17 protein-coding genes and 1 pseudogene are annotated in these 14,044 nt (G+C 60.6%); 11 read left to right on the top strand and 7 right to left on the bottom strand.

What is annotated here, in order from left to right; translation table 11 throughout:
• Nucleotides 1–245 precede the first annotated feature (245 nt).
• From P0D80_RS29220 to P0D80_RS29205, 4 genes are all read left to right on the top strand, one after another.
• Nucleotides 246–866 carry a LemA family protein gene (locus tag P0D80_RS29220; protein ID WP_408288792.1) on the top strand — a complete coding sequence of 207 codons (621 nt, stop codon included), beginning with the start codon at nt 246–248 and terminating at the stop codon, nt 864–866.
• Nucleotides 863–1,723, top strand: coding sequence for a TPM domain-containing protein (locus tag P0D80_RS29215; protein ID WP_408288789.1), 861 nt, complete (start codon nt 863–865; stop codon nt 1,721–1,723). The genes P0D80_RS29220 and P0D80_RS29215 overlap by 4 nt, the downstream gene beginning before the upstream one ends.
• A gap of 2 nt (nt 1,724–1,725) precedes the next feature.
• On the top strand, nt 1,726–2,223 hold the full coding sequence (locus P0D80_RS29210) for a TPM domain-containing protein (RefSeq protein ID WP_408288786.1): 498 nt from the start codon (nt 1,726–1,728) through the stop codon (nt 2,221–2,223).
• Between the two features lie 166 nt (nt 2,224–2,389).
• Nucleotides 2,390–2,560, top strand: coding sequence for a hypothetical protein (locus P0D80_RS29205; RefSeq protein ID WP_408288783.1), 171 nt, complete (start codon nt 2,390–2,392; stop codon nt 2,558–2,560).
• A gap of 77 nt (nt 2,561–2,637) precedes the next feature.
• Here P0D80_RS29205 and P0D80_RS29200 read toward each other — a convergent pair.
• Nucleotides 2,638–3,056 (bottom strand): annotated as a pseudogene (locus tag P0D80_RS29200) (zinc-binding dehydrogenase); the annotation flags it as partial.
• Here P0D80_RS29200 and P0D80_RS29195 point away from each other — a divergent pair.
• Nucleotides 3,004–3,210, top strand: a complete 207-nt coding sequence (locus P0D80_RS29195) for a VIT1/CCC1 transporter family protein (RefSeq protein ID WP_408288780.1) — start codon at nt 3,004–3,006, stop codon at nt 3,208–3,210. The pseudogene P0D80_RS29200 and the gene P0D80_RS29195 overlap by 53 nt on opposite strands.
• 198 nt (nt 3,211–3,408) lie before the next feature.
• Here the strand turns inward: P0D80_RS29195 and P0D80_RS29190 are convergent, their stop codons facing one another.
• The 5 genes from P0D80_RS29190 to P0D80_RS29170 form a co-directional block, all read right to left on the bottom strand.
• On the bottom strand, nt 3,409–4,059 hold the full coding sequence (locus P0D80_RS29190) for a BON domain-containing protein (RefSeq protein WP_408288777.1): 651 nt from the start codon (nt 4,057–4,059) through the stop codon (nt 3,409–3,411).
• Between the two features lie 202 nt (nt 4,060–4,261).
• The gene (locus P0D80_RS29185) at nt 4,262–5,194 is read right to left on the bottom strand and encodes a 1-phosphofructokinase family hexose kinase (protein WP_408288774.1); all 933 of its coding nucleotides are present in this window, start codon (nt 5,192–5,194) and stop codon (nt 4,262–4,264) included.
• 40 nt (nt 5,195–5,234) lie between these two features.
• Nucleotides 5,235–7,640: a phosphoenolpyruvate synthase gene (ppsA, locus tag P0D80_RS29180; RefSeq protein ID WP_408288771.1), complete on the bottom strand. Its 2,406-nt coding sequence runs from the start codon at nt 7,638–7,640 to the stop codon at nt 5,235–5,237.
• Between the two features lie 192 nt (nt 7,641–7,832).
• The gene (locus P0D80_RS29175; RefSeq protein ID WP_408288768.1) at nt 7,833–8,306 is read right to left on the bottom strand and encodes a hypothetical protein; all 474 of its coding nucleotides are present in this window, start codon (nt 8,304–8,306) and stop codon (nt 7,833–7,835) included.
• A gap of 227 nt (nt 8,307–8,533) precedes the next feature.
• On the bottom strand, nt 8,534–8,797 hold the full coding sequence (locus tag P0D80_RS29170; RefSeq protein ID WP_408289066.1) for a CorA family divalent cation transporter: 264 nt from the start codon (nt 8,795–8,797) through the stop codon (nt 8,534–8,536).
• On the opposite strand from P0D80_RS29170, the gene P0D80_RS29165 reads away from it, so the two are divergent.
• The 5 genes from P0D80_RS29165 (at nt 8,796) to P0D80_RS29145 (ending at nt 12,806) form a co-directional block, all read left to right on the top strand.
• On the top strand, nt 8,796–9,203 hold the full coding sequence (locus P0D80_RS29165) for a hemerythrin domain-containing protein (RefSeq protein ID WP_408288765.1): 408 nt from the start codon (nt 8,796–8,798) through the stop codon (nt 9,201–9,203). The genes P0D80_RS29170 and P0D80_RS29165 overlap by 2 nt on opposite strands.
• Nucleotides 9,204–10,295 (top strand): lysylphosphatidylglycerol synthase transmembrane domain-containing protein, encoded by a 1,092-nt coding sequence (locus P0D80_RS29160; RefSeq protein ID WP_408288762.1) that lies wholly within the window; start codon nt 9,204–9,206, stop codon nt 10,293–10,295.
• Between the two features lie 313 nt (nt 10,296–10,608).
• Nucleotides 10,609–11,157, top strand: coding sequence for a hypothetical protein (locus P0D80_RS29155; protein WP_408288759.1), 549 nt, complete (start codon nt 10,609–10,611; stop codon nt 11,155–11,157).
• A 381-nt stretch (nt 11,158–11,538) separates the two neighbouring features.
• Complete coding sequence (locus tag P0D80_RS29150; RefSeq protein ID WP_408288756.1) at nt 11,539–12,480, top strand: DnaJ C-terminal domain-containing protein; 942 nt, start codon at nt 11,539–11,541, stop codon at nt 12,478–12,480.
• Nucleotides 12,477–12,806, top strand: a complete 330-nt coding sequence (locus P0D80_RS29145; protein ID WP_408288753.1) for a chaperone modulator CbpM — start codon at nt 12,477–12,479, stop codon at nt 12,804–12,806. Before P0D80_RS29150 ends, P0D80_RS29145 begins: the two co-directional genes overlap by 4 nt.
• 255 nt (nt 12,807–13,061) lie before the next feature.
• Here the strand turns inward: P0D80_RS29145 and P0D80_RS29140 are convergent, their stop codons facing one another.
• Nucleotides 13,062–13,289 carry a hypothetical protein gene (locus P0D80_RS29140; protein ID WP_408288750.1) on the bottom strand — a complete coding sequence of 76 codons (228 nt, stop codon included), beginning with the start codon at nt 13,287–13,289 and terminating at the stop codon, nt 13,062–13,064.
• Between the two features lie 305 nt (nt 13,290–13,594).
• Here P0D80_RS29140 and P0D80_RS29135 point away from each other — a divergent pair.
• On the top strand, nt 13,595–14,044 hold a 450-nt coding region (locus tag P0D80_RS29135), incomplete at its 3' end, for a hemerythrin domain-containing protein (protein WP_408288747.1).

Raw genomic sequence — 14,044 nt, 5'->3', positions numbered from 1 at the left:
GGCGCTCCGGCAAGAGACTGTCCGTCCGTTAGACCTTCGGCCGCAGTGAGTGCGCTGTAGTGCACTCGGCTGATTTTCCCCTGACGGGGTACTTGATATGGGTCAACGTACGCCCGGTCCTTACGTGTAGCCTGAGGTTGCCTGCATCGAGGATGCAGGAAAGCCCTTCTGGTCCAAATCTCACCACACCGCGGTCCTCACCAGAGCCGTACTCGGGGCGGTTCCCAGAAGAACAGGAAGGTTCAATGCGCACTCTATGTCTTGCATTGCTTGCTGTCGTCGTGATATCCCTCTCCGGATGCGGTTACAACGCTATCCAGACTCAGGACGAGCAGGTGAAAGCGAGCTGGTCGGAGGTACTCAACCAGTACCAGCGTCGTGCTGACCTGGTGCCGAATCTCGTGAACACGGTGAAGGGCTACGCGAGCCAGGAGCGAGAAGTGTTCACGAGCGTGACCGAGGCGCGTGCCCGGGTCGGATCCGTGCAGGCGACACCGGAGCTCATCAACGACCCGCAGGCATTCGCCAGATTCGAAGCGGCCCAGGCTCAGTTGTCGTCTTCGCTATCGCGACTTCTCGTCGTCTCGGAGAATTACCCGCAGTTGAAGTCCGATGCTAATTTTCGCGACTTGCAGGCACAGCTCGAAGGAACCGAAAACCGCATTACTGTGGCCCGCAACCGCTATATCAAGGCGGTGCAAGACTACAACACGACCGTGCGTTCGTTCCCGTCCAATCTCACCGCAAACCTGTTCGGCTACAAGGAGAAACCCAATTTCTCGGTGTCGGACGAGGCGGCGATTGCGCGTCCTCCGCAGGTCGATTTCAGCACGGCGCCCGCGCCGGCCAGTGGAGCGGCAAATTGAAGATCCTCAAACTCGTCGGTATGCTGCTGCTCACTGTCCTCGCGTTCTTGCCGTGCGGTGCCAGCGCGGACGTGGCGATTCCCGCATTGACCGCGCATGTCACCGACGAGACGGCCACACTCACCAGCGAACAGCGCTCGACGCTAGAACAGACATTGCAGGCGTTCGAGGCTAAAAAGGGGAGCCAGATCTCAGTGCTCATCGTGCCCACTACGCGGCCGGAAACCATCGAACAGTATTCGCTGCGCGTTGTTGAGCAATGGAAGCTTGGACGCAAGCGCGCTGACGATGGCGTGCTGCTCATCGTCGCCAGAGACGACCGGACCCTGCGTATCGAAGTGGGCTATGGTCTCGAAGGGGCACTCACGGACGCAACCAGCAGCCGGATCATCAACGAGACGATTGTTCCGAGATTCAGGCAAGGGGACTTTTACGGCGGCGTGGCGGCAGGCGTCGACAGCATCATGCACGTTGTCGATGGCGAGCCTCTGCCGACTCCGGAACAGCATGCAGGTGGCGCGTCCGGGCTACTCGCGCGCTATCTACCGATTCTTTTCGTGCTCACCATGGTCGCCGGCGGCGTGTTCCGAGTGCTACTAGGGAGACTACCCGGTTCTGTGGTGACGGGCGGAGCCGTCGCGGTCGTCGCGTGGATGTTGTCGGGCACACTTTACATCGCAGTGGTGGCAGGCGCGATCGCTCTCGCATTCACCTTGCTCGGCAGCGGTCTCGGCGCCTACGCGGGCGGGCGTGCGATCGGCGGGCAATCGGGCCGATTCGGCAGCGGCTCCGGCCGCACGATCTTCAGGGGCGGTGGCGGCGGATTTGGCGGCGGCGGCGCATCGGGCAGGTGGTAGCCATGGAGCTCAAACGTATCCTGAAGCATTTGTTCGTGACCCGGTGGCACGTGAATCGTGCTTTCCCGACTCCTACACTACGCGCCATTGAAAAAGCCATCCAGGAAAGCCATCGGGCCCATATTGGGCAGATCCGGTTTGCAGTCGAAGGTGCGCTGCATTTCGAGGCTCTGCTGGAAGGAATGTCGGCTAAGGAACGTGCAATAGATGTATTTTCCGAGTTGCGAGTCTGGGATACCGAACACAACAATGGGGTGCTCATATATCTCCTGCTAGCCGATCACGATGTTGAGATCGTTGCGGACCGCGGAGTGCATGCACGGGTGAAACCTGGTGAGTGGGAGGCCATCTGCCGGCAGATGGAGGCCGCTTTCAAGCTGGGCAACTATCACGCCGGAGTACTCCGGGGCATCGAGGAGGTGACGGCGCTGCTGAAAAGGCATTTTCCAGCTCAACAGGAAAAGCGCGACGAGTTGTCGAGTAAGCCGGCTGTGCTTTGAGTGGTAGCTCGCTCGAAGCGGCGGCAGGAAACAGTATGGCGCTGCTTAAATGCGTTGAGGCGCTTGCGTTTGCCCCGGAGCCATTGGGGGAGCGCCAGATTGAATACTCCTCGACCGGAGGTTGAATTGATTCGTAAGCCCTCTGCCAACCTTGCAAGGAACGACCATGAATGCCGATGACGTCAGCAAAATTTTTTCAGAATTCGATGACCTCGCCTCGAAAAGCGAGGACGCAAACGTCCAGTTTCTGATTCGGGCGATGAAGCTCCATGCCGAGCTTACAAATGCCAGGCTCGTGTCCCTCGAGCAAGCCATGCTTGCGTTGCTGAAGAGGTGAGCGAGGTAAGCTGATCGCGGCGTGACCGCACTGAAATTCTGCGGGCACGCCTTCTGGATCGCTCAACAGGCAGCAGGTCAGTCGAGTGTCAGCCCCACGCGGCCGTCGGTTTTTGCCGGCCTTGAGGTCCGCGAGCACAGCGTTGATGTTCTCCAGACGGTCGGTGTGAATGTGTGCCCGCACTCGTCCTTCGGCTGCGAACTCGAGCGACTCCTGCAAGTCACGGCGAGTCCCGACAATCGATCCGCGCACCGTGATGCCGTTGAGCACAGTCGAAAAGATCGGCAAAGGAAAATCGCCCCGCGACAAGCCATTGAGCGAGACAGTACCGCCGCGCCGGACCATGCCGAGCGCCTGAGCAAAGGCGCTACGCGATAGGGCCGTGACCAACACGCCACGCGCCGCCAATCTCCTTCTGAATCCCTGCCGCCGGATCCGCCGTCGTGGCATTGACGGTGAGTATCGCGCCGCGTTCGCGCGCGAGGGCGAGCTTGTCATCTACGATAACCACAGGCGAGTATGTTTCCGTCAGTGCGCAGGCCGATGTCGAGCGCGCCTACCTCGAAGTCGAGCAACTGTCGCTCCAAGGCGAGTTCCAGAAAGAGCGGGCAGAACTCGCGGACATCTATATGCGGCGCGGCCTCGAATGAGTGTCACGGACCTCGCGGGCACGGTGTTCGGTGCGCTCACGCGAGAACGGCCGGCGCGCATCGAGCGATCCTTTGCGCGCGCAGCGCTTCATAGGGATTCCGCATTAACCTGCGTCAACAGGAGACCACTGCATTGCATACCTGCCAGTTCGGACGGCGGGGCGTTGTCAGAAACAGCTCGTATGCGCGACGCGATGTTCAGTTGACGCTCAGTTGATCCACCACCCACCGCACGCCTTTCGCTGCCCACGCTACGCCGCATGCTGCACGCTTTTCCGCCAATGAATCGACGGTTCCGGTCAACCTGACGACGCCATCGTGCACATTTACGTTGACCCGCGCCGACTCGCGCTGTGCCCGCCGCGCCAGCGCCTTGGCGATCTGCGTGTGGATATCGGTGGCAACTTCATCGCCACGCACGGTGATCTGATTGGACAGGCCAACCACATCGCGCATGCGGCTCACCACCGTTTCGGCCGTCTGGCGTTGAAAGCCGTGGTTGACTTCCCCACTGAGAGTGACGCAGCCGTGGTCCACGACCACCTGTATTGCGTTCTCCGGCACACCGTCCTGCCATTTCAAAGTCGACATGACCGCTGCGGCCAGATCTTCATCCGTGTGCTTCGAAGGCGACGGCGGACGCACGACGAGTTCCATCACGACCGCGCGGCTGTCAGCCACACGCTGCGCGGCTTTCTGCACGGCGAGTTTCTGGGCATAGCTCGATACCGAGCCTTCGAGCGTCACGACACGACCCTGAACGGTTACGTCGATATTCCGGGCATCGATGGCGGAATCCCACAGCAACTCCTGCTCGACGTCATGTTTGAGCGCCTCATCTGACTTCATCTCTTTCTCCTCGGACAACGCATCCCGCAACCCTGCGCGATGCATAAGTTATAGGGTGGCGCAGCGCGTACTCAATATATTGATGCCGGTCAATGACGCGCCTTTTACACGCGCGCAAGCGATCTGAAATCGGTTGACTCTGCTTTGCCCAGTAGAAGATTGGAGAGGCCACGGGGTTGTGCAGAAGGGGCAGACAGTCATCTCAGTGGCTCGACACTTCACGATAGAGCCGCTCGACATCGGCCTGCTTGCAAAGCGCTGTGCCGGCACTCAGCAGCGTGGCCGATGCCGCGGCTACGCCGTAGTGAAAAGCCTCATCGAGACTGGCATCGCGGTTGAGCGCCCAAACCATCGCAGCTACAAAGCTGTCACCCGCCCCAATCGAGCTGGACACCTGCACGGAGAGCCCGGTTGCTCGCAGGAAGCGTTCGGCCGTCACTAGCACTGCGCCTCGGTCACCGAGCGTCAGGGCCACGATTTGTGCGCGTCCGTCGCGGACGATTTCCTCTGCTGCGGCGAGCCATTCAGGCTCGCTGGCAAGGGGCTGACCGGTCAGGGACCTCAGCTCATTCAGGCTCGGCTTGACGAGCCACACGCCTGCGTCGAGTGCAGCGGCGAGCGCGGGGCCCGACGTATCCAGAACAACACGCGTACCGGACGCGCATGTCGAGCGCGCGATTCGCGCATAACTATCGACTGGCGCGCCGGGGGGCAAGCTGCCGCTCATCACCAGATAGTGCGGCGGCGCCCCCAATGCATTGATCCGGTCGATGCACCGTTGCAGGTCACTTTCCGCGACGGTGGGGCCCGGCATCACGAAACGGTACTCCCGCCCGGTCGACGTCTCCTGAACCGAAAAATTTTCACGTGTTTCTCCGGTGATCTCGACGCCCTGGCCGGCCACATGTTCCGCATCGAGCAATTGCCGCAGCATATGACCGGTTGCGCCTCCGTGGAGATAGAGTGCGACGCAGTCGCCCCCCAGCCGTTGCGCCACGCGTGCCACGTTGATCCCGCCGCCGCCAGGGTCCCGCTGCGCAGCGCTGCATCTGAGCTTGCGCGTGTCGGTGATCTGCTCGACAGACGTTGCCACGTCCACCGCGGGATTCAGCGTTACTGTCACAATGTCTGTCATGATCAATCCTGTTGTGGGCCTGCGGCGAAACGGGCATCGCCTACTCAGCGATGTCGGAAAGTACAGTCTGTTCGGCGGTCGCAACGCGGCGCTTGACCGCGATAAAACTGTCGGGACTCACCGACATCGAATCGATGCCGCATTCCACCAGGAAGCCGGCGAACTCTGGTTGGTCGCTCGGCGCCTGTCCGCATAAACCGACGTCGGCGCCGGCCTTGTGCGCCTGGGTGATGACGTTCTGGATCATCCAGCGAACGGCTTCGTCCTGCTCGTCGAACAGTTCGGCAAGCTCTGCTGAGTCGCGATCCACGCCGAGGGTCAACTGCGTCAGGTCGTTGCTGCCGATCGAGAAGCCATCGAAGCGTTGTGCGAACGCCTTTGCCAAAATGATGTTGGAGGGAATTTCGCACATGACGTAGACCTCCAGCCCAGCCTCGCCGCGCCTGATGTCGTTCTCGGCCATCACTTCGAGTACCCGGTCGGCTTCCTTCGTCGAGCGGCAGAACGGAATCATGACGATGACGTTCCTGAAGCCCATCTCGTTGCGCAGACGGCGGATCGCGCGGCACTCGAGCGCAAATCCCTCCCGGTAGCGCGGCGAATAGTAGCGTGACGCGCCACGGAATCCGAGCATGGGATTGTTTTCCTTCGGCTCAAATTCGCTGCCCCCAATCAGGTTCGCGTACTCGTTGGTCTTGAAGTCGCTCATGCGGACGACCACAGGATGCGGGTACTGAACCGCCGCGATCCGTCCCAGGCCACGCGCGAGCCGGTCCACGAAATACTCTGTCCGGTCCTCGTACCCTGCGGTCAACTCGTCGATGGTGCGCTTCGCAGCGTCGTCCTTGAGTGAGTCATACCGTACAAGCGCCATTGGATGGATCTTGATGTGGTTGCTGACGACGAATTCCATCCGCGCGAGCCCGACGCCATCGGCGGGAAGCCGCCACCAGCGAAAGGCTGCTGCCGGGTTGGCCAGATTCAACATGACCTTGGTGCGGGTCGCGGGAATACTGTCAAAGTCGATGTCCTCGACTTCGTAGTCGGCAATGCCCTCGTAGACAAAACCCTCGCGGCCTTCTGCACAGCAGACGGTCACCTCCTGCTCGTCGTGGAGCAGATGAGTGGCCCTGGTCGCCCCCACGATGGCTGGCAGTCCGAGTTCGCGGCTCACAATGGCCGCGTGCGAGGTGCGTCCACCGTGGTCGGTGACGATGGCAGAGGCGCGCCTCATGATGGGCACCCAGTCGGGGTCCGTCGTCCGCGCGACGAGAATGGCGCCGTCGACGAAGCGCCCCATCTCGCCCGGATTCTCGATCACGCAGACTTTGCCAGTCGCCACGGCCTCGCCAACGCTCACTCCGGACAGGAGTTTGCGACCCGCTTTTTTGATTCGATAAGTCTTTACCGCACTGGCTTCACGCCGCGACTGGACGGTTTCCGGCCGGGCCTGCACGACGAACATTTCGTTGGTCTGGCCATCCTTGGCCCATTCGATGTCCATCGGCTGCCCGTAGTGGCGCTCGATGACACAGGCCCAGCGTGACAAGGCCAGAATTTCCTCGTCGCTCAGAACGAAGGCAGCGCGCTCCGCCTTCGAGGTCGGGACATTCCTGGTCGGCTGCCCGCTATCGCTCGTATAGAGCATCTTGAGGGCTTTCTCGCCGAGCTTCTTGCCGATGATCGGCGACAGGGACGGGTCGGACAGCAGCGGCTTGAATACCTCATATTCATCGGGGTCGACTGCGCCCTGAACGACGTTTTCGCCGAGGCCCCAGGCCGCGTTGATCAGCACCACATTGTCGAAGCCCGTCTCCGTGTCAATGGAGAACATCACACCGGCGCCACTGAGGTCGGACCGGACCATGCGTTGCACGCCGACCGACAACGCGACCTTCAGGTGATCGAAACCTTTTGCTTGCCGGTAACTGATTGCGCGGTCCGTGAAAAGCGATGCGTAGCAGCGCCGGCACGCGTCGAGCAATGCTCGTCCCCCTCTGATGTTGAGATAGGTTTCCTGTTGCCCGGCAAAGCTCGCGTCCGGCAGATCCTCGGCCGTCGCACTTGAGCGCACCGCCACGTCCATATCGTGCTGTCCGATGCGGCGGTTGAGTTCATCGTACGCGGAGCGAATCGCCTGGGCGGTCTCCTCGGGCCAATCGCCGCGGAGGATGGCGCGACGAATGGATTCTCCCGCTTCGGCCAGAGAAAGCTTGCCACCGGCGAATTCACCAAGCACTGAGGAGACGGTCTTTTGCAATCCATTTGCCTCGATGAATTGCCGGTAAGCATCGGCTGTGACGGCGAAGCCCGGCGGAACCTTTACGCCCTGTTCCGAGAGGTTGGCGACCATCTCGCCGAGCGATGCATTCTTGCCACCGACTCGAGGAACGTCGGCGCGCCTCAGTTCCTCGAACCAGACAACCTGTGAAGTGTCGCGGGCCATTTGATGCTCCTCTGCGGTAGTGATGCGTCGGAACCTGCCCGCGGTGAGGGCAGCGTGCCGCCTTGAACGATGCAAGCAGGGCGCAACGGTGGCGAACTAGTCGCGAGCGCAACCGGCCAATGCGCGAAGTGTGGGCGTCGAACCGAGTGCGCCTGAAACCCGTTCGTCGGGGAACGCCGCCTGCATGCGTCTTCAGATGCTGATGTAACCGTGGAACGTCCACGGAAGCCCCATTTGAGAGGGCGGCTGCGTTTCTTCGGCTAGGTCGATGCTTGACCCGAAAAAGCCCGGACTGCCGTCCGACGAAAAGACCGGCACGAAAGAAAAGACCCGGTTGATTGTGACCAGAAAGTCAGGGTTAAAGCGCGACGGCGCATAGATTGTCACTTCGCGAAAGAACTGCGGCGACGGTTCACCCGCGGGGAATCCAGCAGCGGACGTCGTGAGTGGCTGCACAGCGTCGTAGTGAGCCGGTAGCTCATAACGCAGACCTCCTGCTTCGACCACTTGAGCGGGGGTCAAGGCGAGTGGCACACCCGGATAGGGGAGAACGTATGCCGGTTGTGCGACGGGTCCATCGGGTCCCAGAATAAGGGGCGGGTGTGCCCACAGACTCAGAGTCAGCGGACTGGTGCGCTGCGCAAAGTATTCTGCTAGCCATTTCATGTCAACCTCCAGGTGGTGCGTCGTTTCAGCAACCCGCACGCTATGCCGGCACGGCGTTCAGAAGTCATGCAAACACGTTATTCCCCGAAAGGCGGACGAATTCTCAGCTGGCCCGCAACTACCGGGCCTGCGCGATGGTCGCTCATTCCGCCTCTCGATGTCTCCGCGTAGTTTTGTCTAGCGTTGGTTCAATATATGTGATTGATTTTGCTGCCAGTTGATGTGTATCAATCCCTTCGTGGGCGGAAAATCAGCCAGGCGGCCACGCTGGTCAACAGCAGCGCGATGAGCGCGACGATCCAGAATCCGTGGTTGTCGTATTTCAACGGCAAGCCACCTATGTTCATACCCAGCAAACCGGAGATCAGGTTGACCGGTAACGCGATAACCGTGACGGCGGTGAGGATCAGCACGCTGCGGTTGGTGTGCTCGGCGACCCGGTCGGCGATTTCCTCTTCGAGCAACTTGATGCGCTCCTGAAGCCCGGCCATGTCGCGCAACGTCAGGGGAAAACTCCTCTGCGGACTGTTCGCGCGCTTGCGGCACCGTGTCAACGACCTCGACCAAACCATCGACGAACTCGAAAAACAGCACGCTCAAGGCAAAGCGCGATTGCGAGACATCGAACATGCGTTGACCCGATACGAGTTGGCCGGCGACTCCTGTCTCCCGGTATTGCGCGAGACGGTCGAAGAATACGCCGTGTTTTCCGCAAATCACAGGCGTCTGGAAGAAGAGGTAATTCTAGCTGCCGCGCGTCAATGGCTGACCGAGGTGGACTGGAACGAGCTGAATGAGGCGTTTGGAACAAACCGCGATCCGTTCGCTGGGGTCGAAGTCGAGGCAGATCTCGGCCGTCTCTTTTCGATGATCATCAGGGCGACCCGGCAACCTTGAATGAGCACCTCGCAAACTCGCACCGTTCGCACGGCCCACAATCTTGAGGGTGACGTCCTGCCGCCGGAGGGAAGGCCTGTGCCTTCTACCGAGACGGGGTTCGTGAGGATTGCGCCAAGTGTACTCGGTAAAGCATCCCGGCTGCGGTCGCTGATGGTTTGGGTGATCGGTATGCTGGGCTTCCTGGCCGTCATTCTCGTCAGCCTGCATTTCGGTTCGCTCGAAAAGATGGGCCAGCTTGTGAGGTCGGCGCATCCTGCGTGGTTGTTCGTGGCGCTCTTTGTGCAGGCTGGAACGTACGTTAGCGCCGCTTACGTATGGCGTCAGGTGTTGAATCGCGCGGGACATCCAATGCCGCTGCGGACCCTCGTTCCGCTTGGTGTCGCGAAGGTCTTTACCGATCAGGTCCTGCCGAGCGGTGGCATCAGCGGCACGATGCTGGTCGTACGAGGGTTGATCCGACGGCGCGTCCCGCCCGAGGTAGCGATGGCAGTGATGCTGGTCGGCCTTCTCTCCTACGATATCGCGTACCTGGTCGTCGTGCTCACCAGTGCCGGTATGCTGTGGCTGCAGCATCGCCTGAGCCTCCCATTACTGATCGCGGTAACTATTTTTGTGATCATCACGGTGGCAGTCCCAGCGGCTGTCCTGAGCCTGAAGCAGTGGGGAAAACGCCGCCCGATTGCTTGGGTCAGCAAATGCCTGGGCGCCACAGCCCTCCTTCGGGAACTGACCGATGCGCCCACGGATCTACTCCGTAGCCCGCGCTTGCTTCTGCAGACCGTGGGACTTCAGTTGTGCATCTTCGTGCTCGATGCGCTCACGCTTTGGCTTGCATTCAACGCCATCGGCGACGTGCCCCCGCTCTGGGCGGTCTTCGTCAGCTTTGCCATCGCCTCAATGGTCGCGACGATCGGACCCATCCCCGTCGGTCTTGGCACCTTCGAAGCGGCGTCGGTTGGCATGCTGAGCCTGCTTGGCGTGTCGGTCGAAGCGGCACTGGCCGGGACGCTCCTGCTGCGCGGACTGACCTTCTGGCTTCCGATGTTGCCAGGCATCTGGCTTGCGCGGCGCGAGATCAGACATGCCTAGCTGGCGTTGTTTGCAGCCGTTGCCATTGAGGGGGAACGAGAATGCTCCACGGCACCGTTCATGGGTTCGATGTGTATTTCACCGTCTACGCCACCAATCAGGCCTTCGGGCGCGCACCAGGGCACCAGAAAGTTCGCGGCACGCGTCAGCCGGTATTTCGATTAACGTGTACGACGGCTTCGTCAGATTGGCCAGGATTGTTGACTCATTGCTTGATGTATGTTTCCAATCTGCGCGGTCGATCGTAATCCGCGGGTGTGAATATTGCATTTAGTGCCAAAACTTTGAACTGAACCGATTCACGGAGTCCAGCATGAGATTCCACCGTCCGAAAACGAACAGCCCAACATGGCGTCAGGCCAGGCGCAGGTGCAGCGGGCTGGCCTGCGCGGCGCTGCTCGCGTTGGGCGCCTGTGCGCAGCCCTGGCAAGGTTTTGAGGTAGGCGAACCGCAATCCAATCTCATTGCAAGACTCGGCCAGCCGCGGGAGATGTACGACCTGCCCAACGGTGCGAAGCGTCTGATGTGGCCGACGCAGCCGATGGGTGAAGTGACCACGGCTGCAGACATTGACGCGGAGGGCAGGGTGATCAGTGTCCGTCAGGTGCTCCAGCCGAGCGAATTCTATCGAGCGGAGTTCGGCAAATGGACGAAGAACGACGTGCTCGTCAACTTCGGACGCCCCGAGGAAACCGCGTATTTCCCTCTGATCAAGCGCGAGGTATGGAGCTATCGATATCTGGAAGACGGTGTGTGGTATCAGTTGTTCCATTTCTATTTCGACGACACCGGCGTGCTCCGCTCAACCCAGAAGAGCCCTGACCCGCTCCACGAGCAAAACGGCAATGACCACCCGTCCTGACAAGCAGATCCACATTCCTGATCTCGAAGGCTTCAGCCTGGTATGGAAAAGATTTGCGTTTGGCGTGGGCGTTGTCGTGACCGGCGACACGCAGCCGCCTTGACCGCGTGTCGAGATCCACTCGACTACATGGTCGGATGCGGCTGTTGCGCATAGATGCGCTCATGGATTGTCAGGTAGGGCTCGCAATGCTGCGTGGTTGGACAGGGTTTCCCGAAGACAATGTAGTCCCGCATGACGGGCTACAGCAATGCAACCACTGAGCCGCGTACCGAACGTGCAACTTTGCCGGTCTATCCGGATCGGTATAAAGTCAATCCCTGACCGCCACGCGATGGAGTGCGCATTGCCGCATCCGTTCCTCATGGGTCTGCCGCCAGTATGAAATACAAAGACTATTACGAGACCCTGGGTCTCGAGCGCAGCGCGTCTCAGGAAGACGTCAAACGTTCGTATCGGAAGCTCGCGCGCAAGTACCACCCGGACCTCAGCAAGCACACCGACGCCGAAGATCGCTTCAAGGAACTGGGCGAAGCCTACGAGGTGCTCAAGGACCCGGAGAAGCGCGCAGCCTACGACCGCATGGGCAGCGAATGGCGTAACGGCCAGGACTTCCAGCCGCCGCCGAACTGGGACGAGGGCTTCGAATTCCGCGGCGCGGGCAACGAGACCGTCGAACAAGCCAATTTCCACGATCTCTTCGAGAAGATATTCGGCGGCGCGCGTGGCGCGCATCCGCGGCAGCGGCCTTTCGATGTGCGCGGCGAAGACCATCACGCGAAGGTACTGATCGATCTCGAAGATTCCTATCGTGGTGCCCAGCGCTCGATTTCGCTGCAAATGCCGGTGATCGATGCACAAGGCCATGTTTCGCTGGAAACACGTACGCTGAATGTATCCATTCCCAGGGGGATTCGCGCGGGCCAGCATCTGCGACTGAGCGGGCAGGGCGCCGCAGGCGCCACGCCCGGAACTGCCGGCGACCTCTACCTGGAAATCGCCTTTCGGGAACATCCGCGCTTTCGCGTGGATGGGCGCGACGTCTCGCTCGAGTTGCCGGTGGCGCCGTGGGAAGCCGGCCTCGGCGCGCAGGTTACCGTGCCGACGCCTGACGGTTCGGTCGAGATGACGGTGCCGGCGGATTCTGCCGGCGGCAGGCGCTTGCGGCTCAAAGGCAAAGGCATTCCAGGCGACCCGCCAGGTGATCTCTATGTGATTCTGAACATCGTGCTGCCGCCGGCGGATAGCGACACTGCGAAGGCCGCCTACGATGCGATGCGGCGGGCGTTCAACTTCAATCCTCGCGCGAACTTCTATCGGTGATCATCGTGAAAGAGACGAGTACGACGACCTATTTGCAAGGGCAGATTGTCGATGAGAAAGTCGAGTTCACCCTGGTTGATTTGAGCCGGGTGAGCGGGGCATCGGAGGAGGAATTGACGCTCTGGGTGGCTGAAGGCGTGTTTGAGCCGAGGGGCGAGCGGCCGCAGGAGTGGCGCTTCAGCGGCGCAGCGCTGCGGCGCGTACGCACCGCGCAGCGGCTGGCGCACGACCTTCAGATCAACCCTCCGGGAGTCGCGCTAGTCCTCGATCTGCTCGATGAGATCGACGCACTGCGCTCGCCTGTGAAGCGCCCCCGTGGAAGCTAGGCGAGCGAGCGCCTGATGTCCTGCTGCACCGCCGTCAGGCGACCTGCTGTGTGATTCCGTTAGCGCTGGATTGCATACAGCCTCCGCAGAGGAGGGCAACGCCCCCTCTGCGGCAGAAAGCACCGGGAGATTGGCCTGCAAGACCTCAGTAATGAATAGCCGTTCACACTCTAGAGACGTCTTCGCCTTGTGGCGCGAATTACAAAAAGGCCTGAAGCTCTACGGGGCGAGTGGCCGCACGTCCGGCTACGGCGGTCATTCCATCGACGGCGGATCCATCGGTCCAGCAAACAGCGCGCGGTCGAAGAACGGGTCGTCCAGTTCCAATATTTCATCGTCGCCGAGAAGGACCACGACTAACTGCCGTGAACCGTTCCCGGGCACGTCTGCGATCTCCCCGATTGTTTGCTTCGGCGACCGGTCGTCCGTAAATCGCATCCAGTAGTATCCCGGCGCGACGGGCCGTGTGTCCGTCCATTCCATAGCTGCTACCTCCTGAAATTCCGTGTAGTTGAGCGCTACCGCATCGTCGATTTTATCGCCGCGGCGTCGACGGCAGTTGCACGGGACAGTCAGTCAGGAATCGTTGCGGTCGACGGGCGCTGACCCCATGGACACCATGTCCGTACCGCTGTTGATCTCCATCAAGACAGTGGCGTTCGCGCGCTTTGATGTCCAGGGGCAGATGACTAGCATTAAGGTATCGGCGCAGCTTCCTGCTCATCCCGCTGGTATGAAGCAGCAAATCTGTTCGTCGATGCCTTTCATATTCTGCTGCGGAGTTTGATATGCAGTCTCAGGGACCGCGTAGTGCCATAGCCGTCATCCTTCATGAACACCAGCAGATGTCGACCGTGGTAGAGGGCATGCGACGCTTCGTGCGTCTACTGGCAGCAGGCACGCCCACTCCGGGCCTCATGGTGTTACGGGCGATGCTTTATTACATCCGCGAGTACCCCCAGCAGGTGCATCATCCTAAAGAGGATCGTTACCTGTTCACACCGCTGCGGGATCGGACGGATGAATTTGACTACGTCCTCACGGAACTGGAGTCCCAGCATGCCCAAGGTGACGTGAGGTTGAGAAATATAGAGCACGCGCTGACCCGGTATGAATTGAAGGGGCCTCCCGCACTTCAGGACCTGCGAGCCATGGTGGATGCATATGCCGAGTTCTGTGCAGACCACCGGTGTATGGAAGAGACGTTGATTTTGCCGGCCGCAAGACGTCTGCTGACA

Source organism: Paraburkholderia sp. RL17-373-BIF-A (genome assembly GCF_046030175.1).
In the GTDB taxonomy this organism is placed as follows: domain Bacteria; phylum Pseudomonadota; class Gammaproteobacteria; order Burkholderiales; family Burkholderiaceae; genus Paraburkholderia.
Note: the sequence above shows the minus strand (reverse complement) of the source record. Positions and strands in the feature narration are given on the sequence as shown.

What these genes read in the sequence shown, in the direction of transcription:
- P0D80_RS29160 (WP_408288762.1), top strand. Translation starts at nt 9,204, where the DNA reads ATGAGCACCTCGCAAACTCGCACCGTTCGCACGGCCCACAATCTTGAG.
- P0D80_RS29190 (WP_408288777.1), bottom strand. Translation starts at nt 4,059, where the DNA reads ATGAAGTCAGATGAGGCGCTCAAACATGACGTCGAGCAGGAGTTGCTG.
- P0D80_RS29185 (WP_408288774.1), bottom strand. Translation starts at nt 5,194, where the DNA reads ATGACAGACATTGTGACAGTAACGCTGAATCCCGCGGTGGACGTGGCA.
- P0D80_RS29155 (WP_408288759.1), top strand. Translation starts at nt 10,609, where the DNA reads ATGAGATTCCACCGTCCGAAAACGAACAGCCCAACATGGCGTCAGGCC.
- ppsA (WP_408288771.1), bottom strand. Translation starts at nt 7,640, where the DNA reads ATGGCCCGCGACACTTCACAGGTTGTCTGGTTCGAGGAACTGAGGCGC.
- P0D80_RS29210 (WP_408288786.1), top strand. Translation starts at nt 1,726, where the DNA reads ATGGAGCTCAAACGTATCCTGAAGCATTTGTTCGTGACCCGGTGGCAC.
- P0D80_RS29175 (WP_408288768.1), bottom strand. Translation starts at nt 8,306, where the DNA reads ATGAAATGGCTAGCAGAATACTTTGCGCAGCGCACCAGTCCGCTGACT.
- P0D80_RS29220 (WP_408288792.1), top strand. Translation starts at nt 246, where the DNA reads ATGCGCACTCTATGTCTTGCATTGCTTGCTGTCGTCGTGATATCCCTC.
- P0D80_RS29205 (WP_408288783.1), top strand. Translation starts at nt 2,390, where the DNA reads ATGAATGCCGATGACGTCAGCAAAATTTTTTCAGAATTCGATGACCTC.
- P0D80_RS29170 (WP_408289066.1), bottom strand. Translation starts at nt 8,797, where the DNA reads ATGGCCGGGCTTCAGGAGCGCATCAAGTTGCTCGAAGAGGAAATCGCC.
- P0D80_RS29140 (WP_408288750.1), bottom strand. Translation starts at nt 13,289, where the DNA reads ATGGAATGGACGGACACACGGCCCGTCGCGCCGGGATACTACTGGATG.
- P0D80_RS29165 (WP_408288765.1), top strand. Translation starts at nt 8,796, where the DNA reads ATGTCGCGCAACGTCAGGGGAAAACTCCTCTGCGGACTGTTCGCGCGC.
- P0D80_RS29150 (WP_408288756.1), top strand. Translation starts at nt 11,539, where the DNA reads ATGAAATACAAAGACTATTACGAGACCCTGGGTCTCGAGCGCAGCGCG.